Origin of the sequence: Rhizobium sp. RAF56, from assembly GCF_052113965.1 — a bacterium.
Classification (GTDB): Bacteria; Pseudomonadota; Alphaproteobacteria; order Rhizobiales; family Rhizobiaceae; genus Rhizobium.
The window spans coordinates 1-26431 of sequence record NZ_JBFRDU010000010.1; the positions used below are offsets into that span (position 1 = coordinate 1).

Annotated in this window: 14 protein-coding genes and 2 pseudogenes; 6 read left to right on the forward strand and 10 right to left on the reverse strand. The window is 62.2% G+C overall.

Features of this window, described 5'->3' with window-relative positions:
- Together AB4048_RS10325 and AB4048_RS10330 are read right to left on the reverse strand one after the other, a co-directional pair.
- Positions 1–455: pseudogene (locus AB4048_RS10325) on the reverse strand (type I secretion system permease/ATPase); the annotation flags it as partial.
- Between the two features lie 27 nt (positions 456–482).
- Positions 483–1835, reverse strand: a complete 1353-nt coding sequence (locus tag AB4048_RS10330) for a TolC family outer membrane protein (protein WP_442201864.1) — start codon at positions 1833–1835, stop codon at positions 483–485.
- A gap of 324 nt (positions 1836–2159) precedes the next feature.
- Here AB4048_RS10330 and AB4048_RS10335 point away from each other — a divergent pair, with 324 nt between their 5' ends.
- Complete coding sequence (locus AB4048_RS10335; RefSeq protein WP_442201865.1) at positions 2160–2918, forward strand: GGDEF domain-containing protein; 759 nt, start codon at positions 2160–2162, stop codon at positions 2916–2918.
- Positions 2919–3313: 395 nt separating this feature from the next.
- Here AB4048_RS10335 and AB4048_RS10340 read toward each other — a convergent pair whose 3' ends face one another.
- From AB4048_RS10340 to AB4048_RS10355, 4 genes and pseudogenes are all read right to left on the reverse strand, one after another.
- The gene (locus tag AB4048_RS10340) at positions 3314–10222 is read right to left on the reverse strand and encodes a VCBS domain-containing protein (protein ID WP_442201866.1); all 6909 of its coding nucleotides are present in this window, start codon (positions 10220–10222) and stop codon (positions 3314–3316) included.
- 34 nt (positions 10223–10256) lie between these two features.
- Positions 10257–10781: pseudogene (locus AB4048_RS10345) on the reverse strand (VCBS domain-containing protein); the annotation flags it as partial.
- A complete protein-coding gene (locus AB4048_RS10350; RefSeq protein ID WP_442201867.1) occupies positions 10747–11835 on the reverse strand; it encodes a VCBS domain-containing protein in 1089 nt (362 codons plus the stop codon). The gene AB4048_RS10350 and the pseudogene AB4048_RS10345, both read right to left, overlap by 35 nt.
- 293 nt (positions 11836–12128) lie before the next feature.
- Positions 12129–14537 (reverse strand): glucan 1,4-alpha-glucosidase, encoded by a 2409-nt coding sequence (locus AB4048_RS10355; RefSeq protein WP_442201868.1) that lies wholly within the window; start codon positions 14535–14537, stop codon positions 12129–12131.
- A gap of 174 nt (positions 14538–14711) precedes the next feature.
- Here AB4048_RS10355 and AB4048_RS10360 point away from each other — a divergent pair, with 174 nt between their 5' ends.
- A complete protein-coding gene (locus tag AB4048_RS10360) occupies positions 14712–15446 on the forward strand; it encodes an ROK family protein (protein ID WP_442202003.1) in 735 nt (244 codons plus the stop codon).
- An 85-nt stretch (positions 15447–15531) separates the two neighbouring features.
- Here AB4048_RS10360 and wrbA read toward each other — a convergent pair whose 3' ends face one another.
- The gene (gene wrbA, locus AB4048_RS10365; RefSeq protein ID WP_442201869.1) at positions 15532–16128 is read right to left on the reverse strand and encodes an NAD(P)H:quinone oxidoreductase type IV; all 597 of its coding nucleotides are present in this window, start codon (positions 16126–16128) and stop codon (positions 15532–15534) included.
- A gap of 218 nt (positions 16129–16346) precedes the next feature.
- Here wrbA and AB4048_RS10370 point away from each other — a divergent pair, with 218 nt between their 5' ends.
- From AB4048_RS10370 to gpt, 3 genes are all read left to right on the forward strand, one after another.
- Positions 16347–17120, forward strand: coding sequence for a competence/damage-inducible protein A (locus AB4048_RS10370; RefSeq protein ID WP_442201870.1), 774 nt, complete (start codon positions 16347–16349; stop codon positions 17118–17120).
- A gap of 134 nt (positions 17121–17254) precedes the next feature.
- Complete coding sequence (locus tag AB4048_RS10375; protein WP_442201871.1) at positions 17255–18094, forward strand: universal stress protein; 840 nt, start codon at positions 17255–17257, stop codon at positions 18092–18094.
- A 140-nt stretch (positions 18095–18234) separates the two neighbouring features.
- Positions 18235–18732 carry a xanthine phosphoribosyltransferase gene (gene gpt, locus AB4048_RS10380; protein ID WP_442201872.1) on the forward strand — a complete coding sequence of 166 codons (498 nt, stop codon included), beginning with the start codon at positions 18235–18237 and terminating at the stop codon, positions 18730–18732.
- Positions 18733–18891: 159 nt separating this feature from the next.
- On the opposite strand, the gene AB4048_RS10385 is transcribed toward gpt, so the two are convergent.
- A complete protein-coding gene (locus tag AB4048_RS10385; RefSeq protein ID WP_442201873.1) occupies positions 18892–20946 on the reverse strand; it encodes an oxidoreductase in 2055 nt (684 codons plus the stop codon).
- An 857-nt stretch (positions 20947–21803) separates the two neighbouring features.
- Here AB4048_RS10385 and AB4048_RS10390 point away from each other — a divergent pair.
- Positions 21804–25628 (forward strand): vitamin B12-dependent ribonucleotide reductase, encoded by a 3825-nt coding sequence (locus AB4048_RS10390; protein WP_442201874.1) that lies wholly within the window; start codon positions 21804–21806, stop codon positions 25626–25628.
- Here the strand turns inward: AB4048_RS10390 and AB4048_RS10395 are convergent.
- Together AB4048_RS10395 and AB4048_RS10400 are read right to left on the reverse strand one after the other, a co-directional pair.
- Positions 25526–26092, reverse strand: a complete 567-nt coding sequence (locus tag AB4048_RS10395; RefSeq protein WP_442201875.1) for a hemagglutinin repeat-containing protein — start codon at positions 26090–26092, stop codon at positions 25526–25528. The genes AB4048_RS10390 and AB4048_RS10395 overlap by 103 nt on opposite strands.
- A complete protein-coding gene (locus AB4048_RS10400) occupies positions 26062–26394 on the reverse strand; it encodes a hypothetical protein (protein WP_442201876.1) in 333 nt (110 codons plus the stop codon). The genes AB4048_RS10395 and AB4048_RS10400 overlap by 31 nt, the downstream gene beginning before the upstream one ends.
- Positions 26395–26431 lie beyond the last annotated feature (37 nt).

Below are 26431 nucleotides of genomic sequence, written 5' to 3' on the forward strand. Positions count from 1 at the left end.
TCGATCTCGACGGCGTTGCCGACCAGCGCCTCTTCCGAGGCGTTTTGATAGTAGAGCGTGAAGGCGAAGGCGACACGCGGCTTCAGGCCGGCGAGATCGGCCGGCGACAGCGTCAGCGGCTTTCCGGCGACCGGAACGATATCGGTCACATAGGAACCGTCGTCGGCCACTTCCAGCAGCGGCAGAACCCCGCCGTCGGCAAATGCGATAATCGCCGGACAGTCGAAATTGCCGAGACGGCAATCGCGCTCGTCATGCCTGATGACCTGCAGGCCGATGCGCTCCGCCAACTGCTCGACATCGTCGAGCTCCAGCGATTCGGTGATCTCGTCGGGCAACCCCGAGAAGAGCACCGTATCGGAGCTAGGGCGACCATAGAACGCAGCGACAGACCGGAAAGCGGCCTTGAATGTCTGAAGCGAAGTGCCGCTCGAAGTCTCAACTGCTGCGTTCAACGTCGTTCCTTGTCTGGCCGGATGCTGCTAGCGAATGGGCGCCAGCAGATCCATCGGCAAACCAGCCTTCTGGTGGGAGTTAAGCTCGACGTATCCCGGGTTGGCTTTCTCCGAAACGGCGAATTCCTTTTCCGCATAGGGCGTTGCCTGGTCGACAGGCTTCAACTTCAGCGTCTGCAGCAGGCTGCCGGAGGCGGCCAGGATCTTGTATTCCGCAAACAGCGAGGCGACCCGCGCGGTCTTTGCCAGAACATCGGTGTTGAAGCGCGTGTTCTGCGCGTCGAGGACATCGAGCAGCGAACGCTGGCCGATCTTGAACTGGTCGCGGTAGGACGTCACCAGCTGGGCGTTGGTCGTGGACTGCTGGGTAAGGATACCCGCGAGATCGCTGCGGCTTGCGCGCTCGTTCCAGGCGGAGCGGACGGACTCTTCCACCTCGCGATGGGTCTGGGAAAGCGCATAGCGCTGCTCGGTGGCGCGACGGATCTGCTCCTGCTCGCGAGCGACGTCGATGCCGCCGCGATAGAGGTTCCAGCGCGCGACCACGCCGACCTGCGCGTCGTTGGTGTTACCGGCGTCGCCATCGACATCGTTGCCGACGCGGGCAGTGCCCTCGAGATCGATCTTCGGCATGTAGTTGGCGCGTGCGCCGCGTACGCCCGCATCCGCGGCATTGATGTCAGCCTTCGCGGAATAGACCTTCGGGCTGTTCTTCTGCGCGACGAAAATGGCGTCGTCCAGGGTTTTGGGGAGAGAGCGTGCGACGGAGGGAGGCGTCTGCGGATTGGAGATCGGCTCGCCGACAGCTTTCAGGAAGCGGATCTTGGTGGCTTCCAGCTCCTCAAGCGCTTCGCGAAGGCGCGCTTGCGCTGCCTGCTGCCGTTCGCGGCCCTGAAGCCGGTCGGCATCGGTGAGCGCGCCGCCCTTCATGCTCTCGTTGATGTCGCCGACCATCTGGTTGTGGAAGGCCACGTTCTGCTTGGCGGCGGCAACGATCTGGGTTTGCAGAATATACTCCAGGTAATCCTGCGTTACTTCGAGCGCCAGCGCTTCCGAGCGCTCATTGACCCGAAAGGAAGCACCGTCGACGCGCGACGCCTGCTTTGCGACTTCCGCCGCGCGGTTGCCGCCGTCGAACAGCGTCTGCGTGATCGTCACGCTCGCACTGGAGGGAGACAGATAGTCGCTGTCAGACCTGAGGCTGCCGGAAGTAGCGTTTGACAGCCGGCGGCGCCCCAGGCCGCTTTCCAGGTCGATCGACGGCAAGTAAAGCCCCCGCGCCTGACGCAGTTCGAACTCGACCGCCTCCCGATCTTGCGCAGCCTGCAAAATCTGAGGATTCGTCTTCATCGTCTTGTCGACTGCCTGCTGAAGAGACATTGCATCGGCGCCAGCGCTAAATACAAAGTTCAAAGCAACGCTGGCCGATAAGACCGCGATAATTCTTTTGCCGTTCAACAAGACCAGTGCCCCTCAACCCCAATTGATTCATTTTGGGCTACTCATATACCGAATTGTCTAATCCGGTAAATAAGTAATACCTTTGTTTTCACATACATCCAGTGGCCTAAGCGCGCTTCTGGAAAAACGGTTAACCCACCCAGCAGCAAATTCAAGTTAAGGTTTTTACAGGTTTCGTTAACCTGGCCTTTTCCTGCACCTGCTTAGTTGACGAAAGATCGAGCAACAGATAGCGGTTCCACCATGCAATTCCGAAAGCGTTACTCCTTAGCCACCGCCAAGCGCAACTTCCGGGCCGCCGCCTTCAGCGCGATTGGCGTTTCTGCAGGGTCCGTCGGCTTTTTACTTAGCCTAAACCTAATCATACCTGATAAGCCATTTTTGGTAGGATTAATCAGCGTCTGCTTAATTTCGTTTTCTGTGGCATTTTCGCTGCTATCGGCCCTGGGATTCAAGGACGCCGAGCTGAAACGCATGCAGAGCAAGGTTAACTATGCCGTTCGCCACGACGCCACGACCGGCGCCTTGAATGGCACCGCGTTCGCAGCCGCGGTCGAACATTACGTCGACCGCCGCAAGCTCGTCGGCGACGACAGCGGCGGCGTCATGATCGCGGTCGTGGTCGAGGCACTGGACGACATCAGCCATCGCTTCGGGTCGCAATGGGCCGATAGCGTCATGCATTCCCTGGCAGCCATCATCCAGTCATCAGTCCGCAGCGGCGACCTCATTGCGCGGCTGGCCACCAACGAGTTCGGCGTCTTCCTGCCCGGCGCGACCGCTGCCAACGCCGAGGACATCGGCGAACGCATCCGTCGTCGTCTCGCGCAGACCGCTTTTGCCGCTGAGGAAACGCCGCTCGATATCGACGTCAAGATCGGCGGCGCGTTGTTCGAAGGTGCACCCGATTTCAACAGCATCCGCCGCCTCGCGGACGAAACCGCGTTCGCCGGACGCAGCAAGGCCGGCGCCTTGCCGCTCAGCCGATTGCCGCCTGCCTAAAGCGCATCACGATTGAGCAGACGTGCGCGGATCCGCTGTCGCTGGATTTGTTGTCATGCCTGCCGCAGTCCCAAAACCTGTCTCGTTTCTTTGGAAATTCAGACAAGGGAAAAGGCGCTTTCGCGAGCGCATTCGCGCCTTCAGACTGCTGACAAACCCTGACGGCTTACCAGGACTGCGCCGCTATCCGCCGTCTCCCCGGACTCGATCCGGGGTCCAGCGCGCGCAAGTCCTTGCGCGCAAAACGAGTCTTTCCCGCCGCCGACGCGGCGCGTCTGGATCCCGGCTCGAGGCCGGGAGGACGGAGAAACGGACGCGCTCGCAAAAAGGACTGCTTTGTCAGCAAACAAAAGGCGCTCTCGCGCCTTTTTCATTTCGCTGATTTGCCGCTGGCGTCAGTTGTGCGGCACCGTGGTGGCATGATGATCGTCGTCGAAGAGGATCTTGACCGCCGTGGCGCTGCCCTGAAGCACCGCTACATCATGCCAGTTACCGTTGTTGTTGACGCTGACGGTGGTGTCCGCGCCGTTCGTGCCGCTGGCGGTGGCGCGAATGCTCGCCAATGCTTCCGTTTCGGTCGCCTGGTGACCGAGCAGCGTATCGAGAATTTTCGAAACATCCAATGCGTCGTGTTGGCCATCCTTGTAGTCGGTGATGACGTCGGCAAGTCCGATCTTGCTGAGCGCCGAAGCGTCGAGAACAAACGTATCCGCGCCCGATCCCCCCGTCAGCGTGTTGTGGCCCGTTCCGCCGTAAAGGAAGTCGTCGCCGTCGCCACCGCTGAGGGTGTCGTCGCCGTCACCACCGATCAGCGTGTCCGCCGAGGAACTGCCGGTCAGGGTGTCGCTGTAGTGAGTGCCGATCACGCCTTCGATGCTGTCGTAGGCGACATGCAGGCCCGAAAGGTAGAGATTGCCCTGCGGCAGCGCGACGGTGACGCCCGATTCCAGGTGCGACAGGTCCAGCATGTCATTGCCGTTACCGCCGTGAAGGTTGATGGTGCCGCTGCTCTGATCGATAACGAAAGTATCGTCACCGTCGTCGCCGTCCATGTTGATGTTGTAGCTGCCGCTGTGGGCGATCAGAACGTCGTTCCCGCTGCCACCATGCAGGTTGTCGTTGTTGCCGCCGCTTATCAACAGATCGTTGCCGCTGCCGCCAGACATCTCATTGTGAGTATTCTGTCCGCCAGTCGCACCGACGAGAACGTCGTTGCCGTCATTCCCGGTTAGCGTGTGACTATGTCCTTGGTGCTGCCCATCGTCGTAGGCGACGATGATATCGTTGCCTGAAGTGCCCGTCAGCCCTGTCGTGGCAATAGTCGCCGTCACCGGATGCGCGGTTTTCTGTTCGCCATCGAAGACATTGTAGGTGAAGCTATCCGAACTTCCGGTGAGGTGGAACTGAACAGGGTCGCTCTGCTGCGAAACCTTGCTGCCTGTTACATCGGTCACCGAAAGCGTATGCCCGTCAGGATCATGAGCGTTCCAGAGAAGCGCAGCATAAGGGATCGATATCGTCTTGCCGTTGTCCCCATCGGTGATGATCGTGACGTCAGAGGCGACCGGCGGTTGGCTTGCCGAAACAACCGCCGATGTCAGCGCTGCCGTGTCGGTCTGTTCCGACCATCCCTGACCATCCGTGTATGTCGCAAAGGCGGATATCGTATGGCCAACGTCCCCGGAACCAAGGACATAGGTCGAACCGGAGCCTTGCGATACTTCGTGGCCGTCCCTCAGCCAGTGATAGACGACACCCGAAGCCGCGCCATCGGGATCGGCGCCAAGTGCGGCAGTGATAGTATCTCCGACCGTCGGGGTACCCGTGGCATGCGTCGTGTCGCTGATCGAGAGCGCTGCGTGGCCATCGTTGACCGGCGCGACATTGATCGCAACCGTGGATGTGGAGATGGCATTTGCGCTGCCGCTTCCGTCGTTGACCGTGATCGTCAGATTGACCGATCCGCTATGGTTCGGCGCATCCTTGAACGTTAGACCGTTGGCCTGTGCCAAGGCCGCGTCGATGTTTGCCTGGCTGCCAGTCAGCACGACGGTTCCGCTGCCGTTGCCGGCAACACCGACCCCACTAAAGGAAGCGACCGAAAGCGTGCCGCTTGCGATGGACAGCGTCAGAGTGACCGGAGACGAACCTGCATCCACATCGCTGATGGAAAGGCCGGTTATGACAAGCGGCGCGTCCTCGTTAACCGCGAGCGGCCCTTGCGGGACGGTGATCACCGGCGCGTCGTTGGTGCCGTGGACGAGAATGCTGATGACCTGCGTATCGATGCCACCCTTGCCGTCGGAAACCTCGATCGTGTAGTTCAGTCGCACTTCCGAGCCGGCCGGCAGGAAATTGAAGGCTTCGCTACCGGAATTGAAGGTCCAGCCCAAGGTGCCGGTGTGCGACGAGCCGTCGAGCACGGTCTCATTGGAAAGCGTAAGGAAGGATGCCGCGCCTGCAAGATCGTAGCCCGCGCCGCCGCCGGTGACCGAAAGGACGTGCGCCTTCACGACATCGCCCGCATCGACATCGCTGACAGTCAGCGTGCCATTGGCCGAGAGGCCGGCGTCGGTTTCAGGAAGGAACCGAGTGACGACCTGCGCACCGGAGATGATGCTCGAGCTGGTCGTCTCGTCCGTCGGGATACTGATCACCGGCGCGTCGTTGGTGCCGACGATATCGATTGTCAGCTGCGCGGTGCTGGCGAGGCCGTGTGCGTCGGTCACCGTATAGGTGAAGGCGTCCGCGGCCTGCTGGCCCTGAGACAGCGCGTTCGTGTCGGCGTCCTGGTCGTTGAGGCTATAGTGATAGCTTCCGTCGGCATGGATAAGGAGCGTCCCGTAGGTTCCCTGCAGCGTGAGTTCGCCGCCGGCGCCGAGCGCCGTTGCCGCCTGACCGGCCACACCGGCCGCGGTCACCGTCTTGCTGTCGAGGCTGTTAGTGTCGGTCACATGAGCAAACACCGAACCGTCGGAAACCGCACTATCGGTCGTCGAAGGCGTCGTCGAAGCGTCCTCGGTGACCGTGCCGCCGTGGAAGTCCTCGGCTTGCGGCGCGGTGTTGGCCAGTTCGCTCAACGCAATGGTCTTATTGTCCGCCGCGAAGAAGAACTGTTCGACGTTGGTCGTCGTGATGATGACGGTGCCGTTGGTGAGGGTATAGGCGTCGCCATTCTGCGTCACCGTCCAGTCGGTCCACTTGCCGGACAGCTGCATGAGGTCGGTATCGCCAGACGTCACCCGGTCGCTGTCATTGATGACAACGTCGACACCGCCCGAAAAGTTGCGGAAGTCGTAGGTGTTGTCGCCGGCGCCGCTGTTGACGACGATGGTCGTGGCGGCAAGCGCCGTCTGGCTGACATCGCCGAAGACGACGGTGTCGCCGGCGAAGAGGTCGAAGACCACATGCTCGATCTCGTCGGCGCGGATCGTTTCGGTCGTCCCGCTCATAGCGATCGTGAGATCAGCCTTGTCGTCGGCCGTGACAATGTTGCCGCTGTCGGAAGTCGGAAGTTCGCCGATCGTAAAGGTGCGTGCCTCGGTGTTCCCGACAACGTTCAGTACGTCGTAGTTCGGATAGGCCGAGCCGGTCTCGCTGCCACCGTCGATACGGTCATTGCCGTCGCCGACCGTGTAGGAGAAGGTGTCGTTGCCGGTACCGCCGGAGAGGATGTCGTCGCCCTTTCCGCCGGAGATGAAGTCGTCACCCGTGCCGCCGGTGATCGTGTCGTTGCCGGCACCACCGCGGATCAGGTCATTGCCGATGCCGCCGTCGATAACATCGTTGCCGGCGCCGCCGGTCAGGATGTCGTTGCCGGCACCGCCGTACATGTGTGCGCCGTCGACTGCGGCGGGAGGAACCTGGCTGACGGAAACTTCACCGATGAGCGAGCCGTAAGAGCCGTCCGCGCCAAGTGCGGAGAAGTTGAGTGTCGTTGACGAGCCCGCCCCCGCCGTGAAGGTGAAGGTGCGTTCGACAAAGGTGTTGGAAAGCGTTTCCCAGGTTGCCCCGGCTGCCGCATAGTCGAAGAAGCTCTCAGAGCTCCCGCCGGCGCTGACCAATACCCCCGAGGTCATGCCCGAGCCGTGCGTCAGCAGGTCCGGGTTCGTCGATTGCAGGAAGCTGACCGTGTAGGTTTGGCCTTCGACGGTCGCGAAGGTCTGCGAGATCGTGCCGTTGGACACGCCCTGCATGTCGACTATGTTCATCCCGGCCGGTGTCGTGGCGTTCAGGCTGGCGCCTGCGACCACCAGGTCCACGCTCCCCTGCGTTACGCTCCAGCCGCCGCCCAGATCCGCGATCTGAGACCCATTGCCGACGATAACTTCCGCCGGCCCCTTGAAGCCACCGTTTGCCAGCAATTCGGTGCCGGCGGTGATGCGGTCGTCGCCGTCGCCACCATCAAGCGTATCCGCACCGCCGCGACCCTCGATGACATCGTTGCCCACGCCGCCGTTGATGACGTTCGCTCCCGAGGTACCAAGCAGCACATCCGAGGCGTTCGTGCCGGTGGCATTCTCGAAATTGGTGACTGTGTCGGTCACAGCGCCGCGAACGGCCGTGCCGGCAGCAAGGTCGATGGAGACCGGGCCGTTCACCAACTCGTAGTGCAGCCAATCCGTATCGGCGCCGCCGTCGATGACAGCGCCGGTTGCCTGATTGCCACCGTAGACTTCGTCATTGCCGGCGCCGAGATGGCCGGTCACGGACGTGATCGACTGCAGCTCGTTGAGGAATATGCCGCTCCCCTCGCCGTTGCCTTCCACGTCGACCGAAAGACCCGTCAGGTTCCCCTTCAGGACAACCTGTTCGTTGCCCTTGACGTCGATTTCCAGCCTTTCGACGTTTGCCAGCGCCAGAACATCAGGAGTGCCCAGTCCGTAGTGGTCGGCCGTGACGTTGAAGCCTGTCGCGCTGGCCTGGACGTAGTAGCGGTTCTGTTCGGCCGACAGTTGCTGGATGCGCACGAGATCGTCGCCATCGCCACCATCGATCGTGTCGGATCCGTCGCCGACGATGGATACCCCATTGCCGGGCTGATAAAGGAAGGTGTCGTTGCCCGCGCCGCCGAAAAGCTGGTCGTTGCCGGCCCCACCGACGATCGTGTCGTCGCCGTCTTCGCCATAGAGCGTGTCGTTGCCGCCGTTGCCCTCGATGTAATCGTTGCCTGCGCCTGCGAAGATGGTGTCGTTTCCATCGCCTGTCGCATCGTGCGGGCCATCCTGGTCGCCATAGAGCCAGTCGTTGCCCGAGCCGCCGTAGATGAGATCGTTGCCGGCCTCGCCCTTCACCACGCCGCCGCCGTCGCCGAGGACGACAACGTCGTTGCCCGCACCAGCATGAATGAAGTCGGCAACATTGTCGTTGCCGCCGTAAAGCAGGTCGTCTCCGCCATTGCCGAAGATCTGATCGGTGCCTGCGCCGCCGATCACGATATTGGCGTTGTCGTCGCCGAAGATGATGTCGTTGCCCGAGCCGCCCGTGACGTTCTCGATGTTCGTCAGGGTGTCCGTGCCTTCGCCGGTCGCCGTATGGGCGCCGATCGCCGTCGGCCAGACAGCGGCAACGTTGGCCAGATTTGCAATGATGTCGGCGGTGGAACCGGAATAGTCGGCAGTGTCGCCGCCATGGACCGACGCCAGGATCGATGCCGCGCCATCTGAAGACGGCGTCAAAGGAACGGTAAACTTGACAGCCGAATTGCTGCCGCCATCCATGACGTCGTCGCCGGCGCCGCCGATCAGTCTGTCGTCGCCCTCCTCGCCAGAGAGCGTGTCGTTGCCCTGGCCACCCCAGATCTCGTCGTTTCCAGCGCCCCCCTTCAACAGGTCGTCGCCTCCGAGGCCGGAGAGGAGGTCGTTGCCCTCGCCGCCATAGAGGGTGTCGTTGCCAGCACCGCCGCCGATCGCGTCGTTGCCGTCCTTGCCATCGATTACAATGCCGCCGCCGACGGCGTCGCTCGTGTAGCCGCTGCTCACCAGGATGACGTCGTTGCCTGCGGTGCCGTTGATAGCTTCGACGCCGGAGATGTAGCCGGGAGCCGAATAGGTGTCGTAGACATAGCCCGGCGTGCCGGCGCTATCGAGGTTGATGGTGTCTTGGCCGGCGCCGCCCGAGGTGATGTCCGCGGTGCCCGCGAGGCCATCGATGCTGATCTGTCGGGTCGTGCCGTCGCCGAGTTCGAACGTACGCGTGCCCGACCCTGTGACGTCCTGGCCAAGGAAGAAGCTGTCGTTGCCGCCGCCGCCCTGCAGGTTGTCCGCACCGAGGCCGCCGCTGATGCGGTCGTCAAGGTCGCCGCCGACGATCGTATCGTTGCCGGTGCCGCCAGTGAAGATTTCGCCATCCGCGAAAAGCTGCGCGTATTTGGCCCCCAGACCATTTCCGGCATCCGGTAGAAAGACCGTGTCGTCGCCATCCTTCGCATCGAGGTAGTTGTTGTCCTCGAACCAGTTCCCGTCCTGGGATGGATTGTTGGTGAGAACGTGCAGGTTTACCGCGTCGGCTTCGGACGTAAACACGTGGTCGACGGCGTTGGTGATCGCCACGGACGCGGAGGCCGTGCCGGCGCTGTAAGCGCTGGTACCGCCAGTCGATCCGGTAACGGTCAAGTCGACATGATCTCCTTGCGCGCCGGAGCTGCCATCCCAGGCACGGAAGGTGAGGGTTGGCTCGGCGATTTTGGTTTGCGGGTCAGTCGACGTCGTCGTCTGAACGTTCATATCAGGAACGAACCTGACGTAGGCATCGAGACTGAGCACGAGCGCGGAATTGGCGCTGGCGGACAACATGCTCCAGTGCGCGCCGCTATCGAAGCTATATTCCCAATGCCCGCCAGTGCTGGACGGATTGACGACCGCAATGCCTGCCGGCGATCCGTCTACGTCAGAGGCGTGGCCATTCAGCAGCGTGCTGACAAGCGTTCCTTGGTTGGCCTGCGGATCCTCACTGATCGGCGGTAGATTGTTGCTGCCAGCGAGGATTGGCGCATCGTTGGTGCCCTTGACGGTGATGGTCAGGGTCTGGATGCTCTCGGCGCCATACTGGTCGCGGACGGTGAAGCTGAAGACGTCGCTCTTGGTCTCGCCATCGGCGATCGCCTGTACTGCCGCCTTGCTGTTGTCGAGCTTGTAGCTGTAGGCGCCGGACAGGGCGTTCCAGGTCAGCTTGCCGTACTCGCCGGCAACGCCGGTCGAGCCGCTGGTGTGGCCGTCGACGTTGGCGACGGTCAGGACGGTGAAGTGGTCGACATCCGTCGCGCCGGCCTTCGAGTGCGTAGGTATAGCCGCCGCTTTCCGCATTCCAGCTCAGCGTGCCGTAGGTACCGGCCACGCCTTCGCCGTCATCTGCATGGCCATTGACGTTGGCGACAGTGAGAACCGCGCCCGTATCGACGTCGCTGGCCCCTGCCAGAAGATTGCCGCTTGCCGTCGAGGTGTCGGCGGTCGACACGCCTTCGCTGACGCCGGCAAACTGCAGCGAGGCAACCGGCGCGTCATTGGTGCCGTCGATGGTGATCGTCAGCGTCGTCGTCGACGTCGCGCCGTTGGCGTCGCTCACCGTGTAGGTGAAGGTGTCGAGGCCGTGCGCACCTTGCGCCAGATGCTGGGTGTCGCTGTCGAGATTGTTGAGCAGGTAGGTGTAGCTGCCATCCGCCTTCAGCGTCAGAATGCCGTAGGTGCCGGCAATCACGTTGCCGACGTGACCGCTGACATCGACGCCGTGGCTGTCGCCGGCCTGAACTCCGACGACCGTCTTGGTATCGCCCTCGTCGACGTCGGTGTCGTTGGTCAGAACGTTGCCCTTCGCCGAGGCGTCGCCCAGCTCAAGCGCGTTGCCGCCATCTTTGAGTGTCGCGATCGCTCACGACCACCACGCCCTCGGCGTGGAGCTTGTCGCCTTCGGTCTTGCCTTCGCCTTCGACCTTGCCGTCCTCGACAACGGCGCCTGTAGCCGAACCGGAAATGGTCGCCGTGTCGTTCACGCCGTTGAGGTTGACCGTGAAGGTCTGCGAAGCGGATGCACCCGACTTGTCCGCAACCGTGAACGTAAAGCTTTCCGACTGGCCGGTTTTCAGCGCTTCGATCGCGCCGTCGTTCGGCACGTAGCTGTAAGCGCCGGTGGCGGTGTTCAGGTATAGTGTGCCGTAGACGCCGGCCTTGATCACGTCGTAAGCGGCATTCCCTGCCAGGGCTTGGCCGCCATTCACGCTGTAGATCAGAACGTTGTTGCTGTCGATGTCGGAGCCGGGAAGCTGGCCGACGAAGGTCGAAAACGCGTCATCGTTTTCAGTATCCTGGAAAACCAGCGGCCCAAGCGCACCCATGGTCGGCGGATGGTTGAAGCTTTCATCCTCGGGGCCTGCGCCCAGGCCGTCTGGCTGCTGCGTATCCTCCAGCAGCGCTGCCAGCGTTGGCGGCTGGTCGTCGGGCTGGTTGAGCCCATCCTCGAATTCGGCACCAGAGCTCGAGGGCGAGGCGCTTGCCGAATAGGAGCCGTCCGGACCCGCGGCAACGTTGACGTGGTTCTGTTCGAGCGCCGCGATAACCGCCTGTTGGGGCAACGCCACGTCGCCGATCAGGAAGGTCGGCACATGCAGTGCGCCGTTGACGATGACGATTTCCGTTCCGTCCGCCTGGACGAGGACCAGGTTCGCGCCCTCGACGCGGATATCATCGACCGAGACGTTCCCGGCGAGATGGGCGACATTGTTCTGGTCGGGAACGATTTCGGTGGCGTGCGGCGCCAACTGCGGCTCGCCCGCCGGAGGCTGCTGATTGCCGGTGGCCTGCGCTACTTCCATCTGAGGCGCATCCGAAGCATGCGTATCGGCCTCTTCCCGGATCGGGGAGAGAAAGTCGCGGGACGCGTCTTCGTTGTCGACAGTCGAAATGCGCGGCTCTTCGTTGGACATAGCGTAACACCTTTTTCTAATACAGGACGCTATGAATTATGAGTGCCGGGTAAATGCAATAGTCTGTTAACCGGCAAGATATAGCCGGTTATGCATTAGCTAGAAAATATTTGCTGATTCGCTAAAATTGTAGTGATTACGGGCCGTTACCAGCGCCTGTTCTAGGCGAACACGCGGCTGCCATGGCCGAGATTCGAGCAAGCCAAGCCGTCAGATGAACGGCTCGGCCCTTCGCAGAAAAGCAGCAACGCACGAGCCACCAAGTCAAAGCGCTCAAGGAGCGCGTCGCCGGTTCAAACCACTTCGATGGTGAAATCGGTGCCTTCCCAGATCTGCCTGTCTGTCCAGAAGATTGTAAAGACGATCGTGCCCGGGCGGAGCGTCTTCGTCGGCAGATCGCAGACGTGGGTGCCGAAACCCGTGTCGTGGGCCAGGCTGTCGGTAGCGGTTGCCCAGCCGTCGGTAGACCAGTGCACCAGGGCGGGCTCCGCCAGTTCGACGCGCAGGTCGCGGCCCGCCGGAATGCCGTCGCGCCTGGCGGTCGGCCGCCAGGCGAAAGGCGCGGGCGCCGGCTTAACGGCAACATAGCGGGCAAAGGTTTGCGGCGGCATATCGAAGATCACGCCGTCGCGGATCGAGCGCAGCAGCTTGATATGTTCCGCATGAGCCCACACCAGGGGCATGGCGCTGCCGGAGGGGCGGCCGAGAAATAGCTCGCGTTCAGGCACGTCGTCGCTATCCCAGACCTGCTCGGGCAGCAGCCCGCCGTCGCTTGCCGACGCCTCGAGTGCCGCCAGCATGCGCCGCGCCTCGTCCGGCCGCCCAGCCGCAAGCTCATAGTGAGCGCGCTCGCCGGTCAGAAGCGGCCAGAGCCGCCCGACACCGCTGCCGGCAAAGGGCGCGCCGCCGATGCGCTCGCCATAGCCGTCGTCATTGTAGCGGTACCAGTAGGGTCCGGCGGGAAGATCGCGCCGCAACTCCGCATCGATCGCCGCGACCGTCCCAAGGATGCGCGGATCGTCGGCGGCACGGAGGCCGAACCGTACCAGCGCCAGGGCGTCGGGGCTCAGAAGCAAGTCAGCCTCCAGGACAGCGCTGCCGTCGTCACGGTTTCGGATCGGGATGAAGTCTCGTCCGAGCGAAGAACTGCCCTCCGTGGCCGACGCGATCCGCACGTAGTAACCGTCTACGCCCAATCGGCGCGACAGTTCCGTGTCTGTGGCGTAGGTCCACTCCTCGATGCGCTCGTTCCAGCCGTCTGCCACCTCGCGCAGATATTGCGCCGCGGCTAGTCTGCCGGCCGCTTCCACCGCGTCGGCGGCCGCGAGCAACCCAGCGATTTCGACTGCAAGCGTGAAGGGCGAGTAGCCCGCATCCTCCTCCCAGCGGTCCTGCTGGGTGGCGGGGCCGTTGACGACGATATAGGCGGCAGCAGCCTCGATCATCGGCAGATATCGGCCAGCCTCCGACGCGTCGAGCACGCCGGCGCGAAGCAGCATGTCGTAGAGCAGGATGGGAAAGGCAGTCTCATCCATCTGAATGCCGTGCCAATAGGGCCGGCCGTCGAGCCAGGCGTTCTGCACCCAATGGCCGTCCGCTTCCTGGATCGCGGAGAGATAGTCGAGCACTGAGCGCGCGTCGGCCCGAGCACCCGCGGCGAGCAGCCCGCCTGCGGTTTCCACCAGATCGCGCGTCCAAACCAGGTGATAGCCGCCGATGTCGTCGTCGCTCTTGTTGAAGCCCCACGGGATGGAAAGGCTGGCGATGATGGCGCCGGACGCATCGTCACGATGGGTGGCAAGCACGCTGGTGCTGACACGGTAACGGTTGAGCTGGCTCCGATCATGGGGCTCGTCCAGCGCAAGCAGGCCGCGCTGCCATTCGCGCCAGCCGCTCCGATAATGCTTCAGCGCCGGCTCGACGCCCTGTTCCAGGCTGAGGATGGCGCGGAAGGCCGCCTCCTCCGGCTGGGTACCGAAGCCGATGGCAATCAGCGCCCGCCCCTCGCCCGCCTCGATGTCGAGTGTTCCCGACAGCGCGACGTTGCCGGCGGCGGCACAGCGGTATTCTTCTCTCAGCCCTTCGCCTCGCGACAGCGCCTGCCAGCCATCGGAAACGCCGACATAGCCCGCCGAGCGCGCGAGCCAGGGCACGGAGGCGACAACGGCGAGCGCGCGTCCGGAGCCCTCGGCAAAGAGAACCTGCCTGCCCTTGAAATCGGCGTACCATGCGGTGTTGTCGGCGCCGCCGTTGACGAGATGCGGCGCTACCAGGGCATGCAGCCGATAGTCTGAGAGGCCGCCGATAAGCGCCTCGAAGCGGAGGTCCTGCAGCACCACCTCGCGCTCCGGGTCTGAAAGAATGGTCTTGGTGATGCGATACCGGCCGTCGCGGGCGGTATTGACGAGGCGGAAAGCCGGAACGCCGTCCTCGATCGCCTGCACCCTATGATCGGCGTCGCGCTTCTCCTCGGAAAAATAGCTGTCGGCCGTCACGATGAAACCGAAATCGCGCACGCAAGCCATATCGAGGCGCGGCGCATAGATCTCGTTCAGAATGCCGTGGCTCGCCGTGAACCAGACGGGGCTTGCCGCGCTGGCGGCGGTGCCGACCGCGCTCTTGTCGCTTGAGGTCCAGCGAGGCTCGATACCGGGAGCACCGGGCGGGACGATGGAACCGGGGGGCAATGTCGGAAAGGCCAAGTTCTGATCCTCCGCTCAAGTACGCGCTTCTCTTCAGTGAGCCATCCGCGAATTGAAATCAAGCGATCCGCAATGCGCTTGGGCTTGACAGCCAGCGCCGATATCGCGCCCGATAGGGCGGCGCCGGAACGACTGCGGTGCACGGCAGGGAGAGGAGCGCGACACATGCCTGACATGACTGAAGTAGCGGCAGCGGAGCAAACACTCGACCATGCCGAGCCGAAAGCGGGCGCCGCGACGGCCGACCGTATTGTCCTTGCCGTCGATATCGGCGGCTCGCACGTGAAGGTGGAACTCAGCAGTGGCAGCGAGCGGCGAGCGGTCGTATCGGGTCACCAGATGACGGCCGCCAAAATGGTAGCGGCGCTCAGCGATCTCACGGCCGACTGGCGCTATGACGTCGTCGCCATGGGATACCCTGGTCCCGTTGCCGCACACCGGGCCGCGGCCGATCCGTTCAACCTCGGGCCGGGGTGGAAGAATTTCGATTTCGAAGCAGCCCTCGGCAAGCCCGTGCGGATGGTCAACGACGCGCTGATGCAGGCGATCGGAAGCTATGAAGGGGGCCGCATGCTCTTCCTCGGTCTCGGCACCGGTCTCGGCTCGGCGATGATCGCCGAGAACGTGTGCATGCCCTTGGAACTAGCGCACATGCCCTACCGGAAGGCGACCTTCGAAGACTATGTCGGCGAACGCGGCCTGGAGCGTCGAGGCAAAGGCAAATGGCGAAAGTCGGTATTCGACGTCTCCGAACGCTTGGCCGCAGCCCTGCTGCCGGACTACATCGTCATCGGCGGGGGCAATGTCGAACGGCTCAAGGAACTGCCACCGAAGTGCCGGCGGGGCAACAACGACAACGCCTTCCGGGGCGGTTTCCGGGTCTGGCTGGACGACAGCCTGCGCCTGTGAAGGCAAGCGCATGGCGTTTGCAGTCCGTGTGTTGAAAGGCGCGACCTTTTCGATCGCGCCTCGCAACGTTTCAGAGTGCTAGATCTCAGGCGAGCTTGGCGGCGATCTTTGCCACGTGCGCGCCCTGGAACTTTGCCGCTTCGAGTTCAACTTCCGAAGGCTGGCGCGAGCCGTCGCCGCCGGTGATCGTCGAAGCACCGTAGGGCGAGCCGCCCTTGATCTCATCGAGGCCCATCTGGCCCTGGAAGGCATAGGGAAGACCGACGACCGTCATGCCGTGATGCAGGAGGGTCGGGATGAAGCCGAGGATCGTCGATTCCTGGCCGCCGTGCTGCGTTGCCGACGAGGTAAAGACCGAGCCCACCTTGCCGACGAGCCGGCCACCGGCCCACAGACCGCCGGTCTGATCCCAGAAGTTGCGCATCTGCGAGGCGACCGTGCCGAACCGGGTACCAGCGCCGACGATGATGGCGTCGTAACTGGCGAGCTCTTCCGGCGAGGCGATCGGGGCCCTCTGATCGACCTTGAAGTACGAAGCCTTTGCGACCTCTTCCGAAACCAGTTCGGGAACGCGCTTGACGGTTACTTCGGCGCCAGCGGACTTGGCGCCTTCGGCAACGGCGTATGCCATCGTCTCGATGTGACCGTAGGAGGAGTAGTAAAGTACGAGAACCTTGGCCATGGACATTTCCTTTGTTCAAAATCGTTGAAAGCCGGGAGGTTCTAGCAGCACCAATCCCGCCGCGCAGGACAGACAAACGGCAACGGACTGTTCAACGGAAGCGAACGAAAATGCGCTTGCAGTTTCAAAATTCAGAACCAAGCAATCGGCATGCGGTGTTTGCATTCGGCTCAAACAGCGCTACCTATTTTTGACAATCGGCAATCGACGGATTTCTCATGACCAACGACCATATTGTCACCGCTGCCATGCTGGCGATCGGCGACGAACTTCTGTCCGGCCGCACCAAGGACAAGAATATCGGACATCTCGCGGACGTTCTTCAGCTTGCCGCGATCGACCTCAAGGAGGTCCGAATCGTTGCAGACGACGAAGAAGCGATCGTGGCGGCGCTCAATGCCCTGCGGGGAGCATACGATTACGTTTTCACCTCCGGCGGCATCGGGCCGACCCATGACGACATCACCGCTGATGCGATCGCCAAGGCCTTCGGCGTTGCCTGCGAGCACGATGCGGACGCGATGCGGCTGCTTGGCGAAATGTACGCCCGTCGCGGGCTGGAATTCACTGAGGCACGCCAACGCATGGCCCGAATGCCGGTCGGCGCTGCCCATATCGACAATCCGGTGTCCACCGCCCCCGGCTTCCATATCAGCAATGTATTTGTCATGGCGGGCGTGCCCCAGGTCTTCCAGGCCATGCTCGACAATGTCGTGCCGACGCTCCGGTCGGGCGTGCGCATGCTGTCGGTGGCGATCTCCTGCCCGTTCGGTGAAGGCGATATCGGCACGCCGCTCGCGGCGATTCAGAAGGCGAACCCCGAAACCAGCATCGGCTCCTATCCGCGCTATGTCGGCCAGTCCTTTTCGACCGAAATCGTCGTGCGCGCCCGCGCGCAGGCACCACTTGACGCCGCAGCCGACGAAGTGCGCGCCATGATCGAGGCGATACGCGCGTCAAGGACGAAGGAGAACAGATCGGCGGAGGCGTGAGCAGTGCTGGATTCGGATGAATCCAGCTCAAAAAACCAAAGCATGATCCAGGTCAACGGGCCGGACACCGGTTCGAGGTATTGGAAGGTCGGCGTTTCGCGCCAAAGCCGGTCCATAGCGAAGAAAGAGCAGACATGTCTTACAAGACCATACTTGCCATTCTGGATACGCCCGAAAACACCGATATCGCCACCGATTTCGCGCTGGCGCTTGCCGCAACGCACGGCGCGCACGTGATAGGGATGCATGCGGAGGTCATTTCCGCCGTCCCTCTCGTGGTGCCGATGGAAATTCCTGATCCGGTGGCTGTCCAGGCCCTGCAGGATATGGCGCGCGCGGAAGCACGAGACATCGAGCAGCGTTTCCGCAGGGCAGCTCAAGGCAAATCCGCCTCGTTCGAATGGCTGAATTACGCGACCTCCGTCGGCTACGGCTCGCATCCCCTCCTCGAGCACGCCCGCAGCGCCGACCTCGTTCTTGCCGTGCAGCCGGACCCGGCCAAGCCCTCCGATGCCCATGTGGACGTCGAGAGCTTTCTATTCGAGAGCGGCCGGCCCGTCTTGCTCATTCCCTATATCTTCAAGCAGCCGAAGCCGATCAAGCGCGTGCTGATCGCCTGGAACGGATCGAAGGAAGTCGCGCGTGCCACCTTCGACGCCATGCCCTTCCTCAAAGGGGCCGACTCAGTGGAAATCTTCTCCGTCGAGCCGGTCGATACCGGCAGCCATGCGCTTCACGCCACGGGTGCTGCCATCACCGCGGCGCTCGCTCGCCATGGGATCAAGGCGACCCACAAGACCCAGGAGAGCGCCGACAAGGCTGCCAGCGTCATCGAGAATCGTCTTTCCGACAGCAGCATCGACCTGCTCGTGATGGGCGCCTACACGCACTCGCGGCTCTGGCAGATGATCTTCGGCGGCACCACCAGGACGCTCCTGCATTCGATGACGGCGCTTACGCTGCTCGCCCGCTAGCGCGCCCTTGCCTTTTGGTCGCGAATTCAGCTAATTGCAGCGACCGACAGAGTGCCTGCAAAGGCGGAGTGTGGCGGACTCTGGTCGGGGCGCCGGCGCTGCCTGCGCGTCAGCCATCTTGCATCGTGGAGCCCAGAGCCATGTCCCTGCCCGATAAAGCATTTCCCGTATCATGGGATCAATTTCACCGCGACGCCCGGGCGCTCGCCTGGCGCCTTGCGGGCCTCAACCGCAACTTCAGGGCAATCGTCTGCATCACGCGTGGCGGCCTGGTTCCGGCGGCGATCATTTCCCGCGAGCTCAATATCCGCCTCATCGAGACGGTCTGCGTCGCCTCCTATCACGACTATGTCAGCCAGGGCGAAATGAACCTTCTGAAGGGTATCGCGCCGGAATTGGCAACCGACGGCGGCGAAGGCGTGCTGGTCATCGACGACCTGACCGATACGGGCAAGACCGCGGTCGAGGTGCGTGCGCTCCTGCCGAAAGCGCATTTCGCCTGCGTATACGCCAAGCCGAAGGGCGTACCGACGGTCGACACCTTCGTTACGGAAGTGAGCCAGGACACCTGGATCTATTTCCCCTGGGACATGGGCTTCTCCTACCAGGAGCCGATCGCCAAGGGCCACCGGGGCTAAGGCCGAATTCATTCGCAGGACGATCCCGACCTACCTCAGGCAAAGCCAAAAATGCAGCTTGCGAACTGACATCGCAAGCCGATTTCATTAAAAACATTCAAGCCTTTAAGCAGCGCTCTTACCAAATACGTTCAGCATGGAGCGGCTTTGATCCGTGCCTCAACGCGGCAGGTCTCTGAGATAGGGAACGGCATCGGGATCGATCACGGTGTCGAGTTCACGGGCAAAGCGATGGCCGGCGTAGACAGCGTGAACGATCATGCCCGGAGCCTGCGCATCGCCGAGGACGCGGGCCGTCTCGATGCCGGCGTCCGACCATTCCGCCTTGCGGGCGATAAGATCAGTCAGGAGCCCATCGACCGATTGGCGGCATGCGACGATGACGACGTGATCGCAGGCAAGCTCCGTTTTCTGCCGGGTCAGTCCGTCGGTGTAGGCAAAGACGCCGTTGCGGATTTCGTCCGCTTCCCCGCGCACAAGAACACGAACGCCGGCGTCGATCAGGCGCCGCTCGATGAAAGCCTGTTCCAGCGTGTTGTGCGTCCAGTAGGAGACGAGCGAGGCCGGTGTAACCAGCGTGACGCGCGCGCCGGCAGCGGCAAGCTTTTCCGCGATGGCGCCGCCGATCGCATAGTGGTCGTCGTCATAGACGACGACATCGCCTGAGGGACAGATGCCGTCGAAGATGTCGTCCGGCGTCAAAACCGAGGCGTCCGGCGCGATCTTCATCCCATAGGGATGCTGGCGCCCCTGCCCGTCACGCCGCCAGCGCGCACCGGTCGCGAGTGCCACATGTGTCGCGCCGTAGCCGAAAACGTCGTCCGCCGTCATGGTGCTCGCCGGATAGATCTCGACGTTTGACAGCTTTTCGATCTGGCCGATGCGATAGTCGGCGACGCGCTGCCATGTGCGGAGCCCGGGCAGCGACGCTTCCTTCCGCACGCGGCCGCCCAGTTCCTCGCTCGCCTCGGCGAGCGTTACCTCATAGCCGCGTTTTCCCAGCGCATGGGCCGCCTCGAGCCCTGCCGGGCCGGATCCGATCACCAGCACCCTCGCGTCGCGCGCCTTCGGCTGAATGATTTCGGGGTGCCAGCCGCGGCGCCACTCCTCGCCCATCGTCGGGTTCTGCGTGCAACGCAGCGGCACGGACTGCATGTCGCCTGCGACGCAGATGTTGCAGCCGATGCACTCGCGCAGATCGTCGCTGCGGCCTTCCTCGATCTTCTTCGGCAGGAACGGATCGGCGATCGACGGACGCGCCGCGCCGATGAAATCCAGCGTGCCCGAGTGAACCTGCTCGACCATCGCGTCGGGCGACGTGAAGCGGCCGACGCCGACGACGGGCTTGGTGGTCAGCGCTTTCAATCCGCGCACGAAGGGTTCCTGGAAGCCCTCGCCGGAAAAGCGCGCCGTGCGCGAATCGCGCGACCAGGATCCCATGCAGAAATCCCACAGGTCCGGCAGTTCCCCGATCATGCCGATAACGTCTTCGATTTCCGACCGCTCGAGACCGTGTACCAGCTGGCTTTCCTCGACGGCCATGCGGACGGGGATGGCGCAGGCGTCGCCCACCGCCTCCTTGGTGTCCTCGATCAGCTCCCTCAGGAAGCGCACCCGGTTGGCGAGCGAACCGCCGTACTCGTCGGTCCGGTCGTTGACGGCGCGAGAAAGAAACTGCTGCGTCAGCGTCAGGCCATGGCCTGCATAGACGTAAATGAGGTCGTATCCCGCTTTCTTTGCCCTCAGCGCCGCATTGCGGTGCCAACGCCGGACGGCACGGATATCGTCCTTGTCCATGGCACGCGCCTGCTGGGGTTCGAGCCATTCGGAGTTGACCGGCCCGCTGCGGACCCCCATCGACACCATACGGGAGGTGAGATTGGTGCGCGGCGCGTTGTAGACGAGTTCGATCCCCGCCAAGGCTCCATGGGCATGAATGGCCTCGACGACCCGTTCATGGGCGAAGATGTCCTTTTCTTCCCATATCCGGCCCTCGATGGCGGGCGCCACCTCGCTCGAGGGGTGGATTTCGACCTCCTCGGTACATACGACGGCCCAGCCGCCTGCCGCCTTCATGCCGCGCATGCCCGCCAACGCAGAGGGTTCACGGTGGCCCATGCCGTTGCAATGCGGCACCTGATAGAAGCGATTCCGGGCAACCTTCGGCCCGATGGCCACCGGCTGGAAGAGAATGTCGTGGCGGGAGTCGCGCATGGTCTTGCCCATCGTTGTTGTACAAGTGAATAACAACACGCTTATCGCATGCCTGTCCGGGCTTCTGTCAATATGATTCTGACGGACCGCTGCGAGACCGAGGCCAGTCGTGGAAAGAGCCCCAAATTCGCCCCGCGAAACGAATCACTTGGCTTTAGCGCCGACGATCGGAGAGCGGAGGGCGCTGCCCCTCGGCGACCGCCTGCCTTGTCCAAGTATGCCTCAAAGTGCCCCGGATCTGCGGGATGCGCCGCCGAATCAGGGGCTTGTCGAGAGATCCGCAGAGACTAATGTTGCCATTTCGTCACAGTCACAATCTTGTCACTTTATTGCCTCTCCGTTCAAGCAAGTTCGCAGCTTTCCGCCCCCAGAAATGTCAGGTTTTCCGGCCAAGCGATTGACTCTTTGGGGCTTTTCCCGTTTCCCCGCTTTCCACAGGCAATCACCACAATATCTTGTGGTTAAGAAACTCTCAAAGCCCACCCCTTGACGAAATAGGGTGTTTCAAACTTAATAACACCACGTTGCGGCGGCGACCGAACCGGACATGATCTGCGGGCCGGTTCTCTTTCGAAATCGATATCTGTATCAGGGCGTTGGGTCTATGAGGGGCCGGCGCGCCATGGGCTAAGTGCGTCGATTAGAATTCTGTCAAAAACGTCATGCGGGGACTGGCGTCAATAAGCTGTTAACACTATATTTAGTGTTTGCAGCCACCATCACCACAAGATACAGGGGCGTCATTGATGAACGTCCCGTCTGAAGGAACACTGGCTGCGCGCTAAACCGCGAAGCCGGGCAAGATTTTTGCGCGCTGGTCAACGGGGACGGGGCGCACCAACGAACGAGGTAGGGATATGCGCATCGAACGTCGCTTTACGAAGGCCGGCCAATCACCCTATGCGGATATCGAGTTCCGCAAGGCGACGAGTGAGATCAAGAACCCCGACGGCTCGATCGTCTTCCGCCTCGAGAACATCGACGTTCCCGCGCAGTTCTCCCAGGTCGCGGCCGATATCCTTGCGCAGAAGTATTTCCGCAAAGCCGGCGTTCCTGCCAAGCTGAAGCGCGTCGAGGAAAACGACGTCCCCTCCTTCCTGTGGCGCTCGGTCGCCGACGACGCGGCGCTCAAGGACCTGCCGAAGGACCAGCAGACGGGTTCGGAAATCGACGCTCGCCAGGTCTTCGACCGTCTTGCCGGCACCTGGACCTACTGGGGCTGGAAGGGCGGCTATTTCTCTTCGGAAGAAGATGCATCGGCCTTTTGCGACGAACTCGCCTATATGCTTGCCACCCAGCGCGTGGCGCCGAACTCGCCGCAGTGGTTCAACACCGGCATGCACTGGGCATACGGCATCGACGGCCCTGGCCAGGGCCACTATTATGTCGACCCGTTCACCGGCAAATTGACCAAGTCGAAGTCGGCTTACGAACATCCGCAGCCGCATGCCTGCTTCATCCAGTCGGTCGAGGACGATCTCGTCAACGAAGGCGGCATCATGGACTTGTGGGTGCGTGAAGCGCGTCTCTTCAAATACGGCTCCGGCACCGGCTCCAACTTCTCGTATCTGCGCGGCGAAGGCGAAAAGCTTTCCGGCGGCGGCCGTTCCTCCGGCCTGATGAGCTTCCTGAAGATCGGCGACCGCGCCGCCGGCGCCATCAAGTCGGGCGGCACGACGCGCCGCGCCGCCAAGATGGTGGTGGTCGACATCGACCATCCCGATATCGAGGAATACATCAACTGGAAGGTCAAGGAAGAGCAGAAGGTTGCCGCCCTCGTCACCGGCTCGAAGATCGTAAACCGCCACCTGAAGGCGATCATGAAGGCCTGCTTCAATTGCGAAGGCACAGGCGACGACTGCTTCGATCCGGTGAAGAACCCTGCCCTCAAGCGCGAAATCCGCGCCGCCAAAAAGGATCAGGTTCCCGAAAACTACGTCGGCCGCGTCATCCAGTTCGCCCGCCAGGGCTACAAGGACCTTGAATTCAAGACCTACGACACCGACTGGGATTCGGAAGCCTATCTGACCGTCTCCGGCCAGAACTCGAACAACTCGGTCTCGATCAAGGACGACTTCCTGCGCGCTGTCGAGAACGACGGCGACTGGAACCTGACCGCCCGCAAGGACGGCAAGGTCATGAAGACGCTGAAGGCTCGCGACCTCTGGGAATCGATCTCTTACGCCGCCTGGGCATCGGCGGATCCGGGCCTGCACTTCAACACGACGATGAACGATTGGCACACCAGCCCGGCGGCAGGCCCGATCCGTGCTTCCAATCCGTGCTCGGAATACATGTTCCTCGACGACACCGCCTGCAACCTCGCCTCTCTGAACCTGATGATGTTCAAGGACGCGGCCAGCAAGCGCATCAACATCGCCGACTACGAACATGCCGTGCGGCTTTGGAGCGTCGTGCTCGAAATTTCTGTAATGATGGCGCAGTTCCCGTCGCGCCGCATCGCCGAACTCTCCTACGAATACCGCACGATCGGTCTCGGCTACGCCAATATCGGCGGCCTGCTGATGTCGTCAGGCATTCCCTATGACAGCGACGAAGCCCGCGCGATCGCCGGCTCGCTGACTGCGATCATGACCGGCATTTCCTATGCCACCTCGGCGGAAATGGCTGCGGAACTCGGGGCATTCCCGATGTTCAAGCCGAACCGCGAGCAGATGCTGCGCGTCATCCGCAACCATCGCCGCGCGGCCTATGGCGAGACCTCGGGCTATGAAGGCCTGTCGATCAACCCGGTCGCCCTGATCCACGCCGAAAACCCCGATCAGGATCTCGCCGCCCATGCCAAGAGCGCCTGGGACAAGGCGCTGGAACTCGGCGAGAAGCATGGCTACCGCAACGCCCAGGCAACCGTGATCGCGCCGACCGGCACGATCGGCCTCGTCATGGATTGCGACACCACCGGCATCGAACCGGACTTCGCGCTGGTGAAGTTCAAGAAGCTCGCCGGCGGCGGCTACTTCAAGATCATCAACCGCGCCGTTCCCGAAGCGCTGCGCACGCTCGGCTATTCGGAAAGCCAGATCGCCGAGATCGAGGCCTATGCGGTCGGCCACGGCAACCTCAACCAGGCGCCGGCCGTCAACCCTTCGACGCTGAAGGCCAAGGGCTTCACCGACGAGAAGGTCGAGGTGGTCAACGCGGCTCTGAAGAGCGCTTTCGATATCAAGTTTGTCTTCAACCAGTGGACCCTTGGGCCTGACTTCCTGAAGGGTACGCTTAAGGTCACGGACGAGCAGCTCGCAGACATGAGCTTCAACCTGCTCGACCATCTCGGCTTCTCGAAGAAGGACATCGAGGCCGCAAACGTCCACGTCTGCGGTGCGATGACGCTGGAAGGCGCACCGTTCCTGAAAAACGAGCATCTCGCCGTCTTCGATTGCGCCAACCCCTGCGGCAAGATCGGCAAGCGCTACCTCTCGGTCGAAAGCCATATCCGCATGATGGCCGCGGCCCAGCCCTTCATCTCGGGCGCGATCTCCAAGACGATCAACATGCCGAACGAGGCGACCGTCGAGGATTGCAAAAGCGCCTATATGCTGTCCTGGAAGCTCGGCCTGAAGGCGAACGCGCTCTATCGCGACGGCTCGAAGCTCAGCCAGCCGCTGAACTCCTCGCTGATCGAGGACGATGCGGACGAGGATGCGCTGGAGGAACTGCTGCAGCAGCCGGTCGCCGCCCAGGCGGTAACGGTCACCGAAAAGATCATCGAGCGCGTCATAGAGCGGGTCACCCGCGAGCGTGAGAAGCTGCCGAACCGCCGCCAGGGCTACACCCAGAAAGCGATCGTCGGCGGGCATAAGGTCTATCTGCGCACCGGCGAATTCGGCGACGGCCGTATCGGCGAAATCTTCATCGATATGCACAAGGAAGGCGCTGCCTTCCGCGCGATGATGAACAACTTCGCGATCGCGATTTCGCTCGGCCTGCAGTATGGCGTGCCGCTCGAGGAATATGTGGAGGCCTTCACCTTCACCAAGTTCGAGCCGGCCGGCATGGTCCAGGGCAACGACGCGATCAAGAACGCGACGTCGATCCTCGACTACGTCTTCCGCGAACTGGCCGTCTCCTATCTCAACCGTCACGATCTCGCCCATGTCGACACGTCCGACTTCTCGAATACCGCGCTCGGCAAGGGCATCCAGGAAGGCAAGACCAACCTGATCTCGACCGGTTGGACCCGCGGCTACAAGCCGACGCTGGTTCAAGGCGCCGGTGGCGAGCGGCAGATGGGCGAGCCAAAGGGTGCAGCGACAGCAGCTCCCTCAAAGGCTTTAAGCGGCGCGACGATCACCTCGATCGCCGGCAACACCGTGCGCAAGCTGGATGTGACGATCGCGACATCGACCTCGGAAATCCTCGCCTTCAAGCGGGACTACGAGGAACGCGCCAAGGAACTGGTCGAGGAGATCGCCGAGGAAGTAGCTGAGGAGGTACCCTCCGAGGCTACGCAGTCGGCAACCGCCCTCTTCTCCGACAAAGCCGCCGCCGACGCGGCATCGGCCAAGACCGAAGCCAAGAAGCTGGAAGCCGAACGCCGCGCCCGTTCCATCATGCAGGGCTACACTGGCAACATGTGCTCGGAGTGCCAGAACTTCACGATGGTCCGCAACGGCACCTGCGAAAAGTGCGACACCTGCGGCGCCACAAGCGGCTGCAGCTGATTTTCGTGAGTGGCTGGAGGAGGAGGAGGCCGCTGCTTGTGTGGCCTCCTGCTGGCCGACGAACTGTTCGAAGCCTCAGCGCGCTTAAAGCTGATGTCATGACCGGCCGACAACAGGATGTCGCCGGCCAACGGATCGTCCGAGACACGCGGCTGCCCGGCCGCCTCATTACCAGCGGAAATCTGCACACCATGGTCGGTAATGTCGTTGCCGGCTTCGATCGCAACCGCGCGGCCGGCATCGACAGTGGTGACGACGGGCGTCGAGCTTTCCCCCGACGCCTCGCTCTTGGAGGCGCTGAAGCCGACGGTTGCCGAGACCGAGGCGATGTTGCCGCCCTTGGCGAGGGCGTTTAGCGCATCGTAGGCCTTCATCGCGCCCATCGCCGCATTGGCGACCGAATAGCCGTCGGAGACGTTGCCAAGCGTTCGCCTTATGGATCTTCTTGTAAAATGATTTCGCATTCTCGTTCAAAAATTCGCATGGTCAAGGGGGAATGATCATGGAACGCCTCCAGGAACGCATGACCCAACCAAGCCTCTGGCCCAATCAAGATTGAATCTCGATTTACCGACACGCGCCAGTTCGACGGGGCAAAATTGGTGAGCACTTCAAAGCAACGAGAATCATAGTACCCAACGTTGGGCCATTCGCCTGGCTTCTCATGCGTCACGATCTGATAGAATTTCTTGCCGTCGCTAGCTATATTAATGCCCATGACATGATAGACGCGGCCAAGCGTGAGCCAATTAGAGGCTTCGGCCATCCTTCCAAAAGCATCCAACAACATAGTGCATCTTACT

Excerpts from the sequence above, each read along its gene's own strand:
- AB4048_RS10385 (WP_442201873.1), bottom strand. The coding sequence starts at position 20,946 with ATGCGCGACTCCCGCCACGACATTCTCTTCCAGCCGGTGGCCATCGGG.
- AB4048_RS10375 (WP_442201871.1), top strand. The coding sequence starts at position 17,255 with ATGTCTTACAAGACCATACTTGCCATTCTGGATACGCCCGAAAACACC.
- AB4048_RS10340 (WP_442201866.1), bottom strand. The coding sequence starts at position 10,222 with ATGCGGAAAGCGGCGGCTATACCTACGCACTCGAAGGCCGGCGCGACG.
- AB4048_RS10335 (WP_442201865.1), top strand. The coding sequence starts at position 2,160 with ATGCAATTCCGAAAGCGTTACTCCTTAGCCACCGCCAAGCGCAACTTC.
- AB4048_RS10395 (WP_442201875.1), bottom strand. The coding sequence starts at position 26,092 with ATGCGAAATCATTTTACAAGAAGATCCATAAGGCGAACGCTTGGCAAC.
- AB4048_RS10370 (WP_442201870.1), top strand. The coding sequence starts at position 16,347 with ATGACCAACGACCATATTGTCACCGCTGCCATGCTGGCGATCGGCGAC.
- gpt (WP_442201872.1), top strand. The coding sequence starts at position 18,235 with ATGTCCCTGCCCGATAAAGCATTTCCCGTATCATGGGATCAATTTCAC.
- AB4048_RS10390 (WP_442201874.1), top strand. The coding sequence starts at position 21,804 with ATGCGCATCGAACGTCGCTTTACGAAGGCCGGCCAATCACCCTATGCG.
- AB4048_RS10350 (WP_442201867.1), bottom strand. The coding sequence starts at position 11,835 with ATGTCCAACGAAGAGCCGCGCATTTCGACTGTCGACAACGAAGACGCG.
- AB4048_RS10330 (WP_442201864.1), bottom strand. The coding sequence starts at position 1,835 with ATGTCTCTTCAGCAGGCAGTCGACAAGACGATGAAGACGAATCCTCAG.
- AB4048_RS10360 (WP_442202003.1), top strand. The coding sequence starts at position 14,712 with ATGACTGAAGTAGCGGCAGCGGAGCAAACACTCGACCATGCCGAGCCG.
- wrbA (WP_442201869.1), bottom strand. The coding sequence starts at position 16,128 with ATGGCCAAGGTTCTCGTACTTTACTACTCCTCCTACGGTCACATCGAG.
- AB4048_RS10400 (WP_442201876.1), bottom strand. The coding sequence starts at position 26,394 with ATGGCCGAAGCCTCTAATTGGCTCACGCTTGGCCGCGTCTATCATGTC.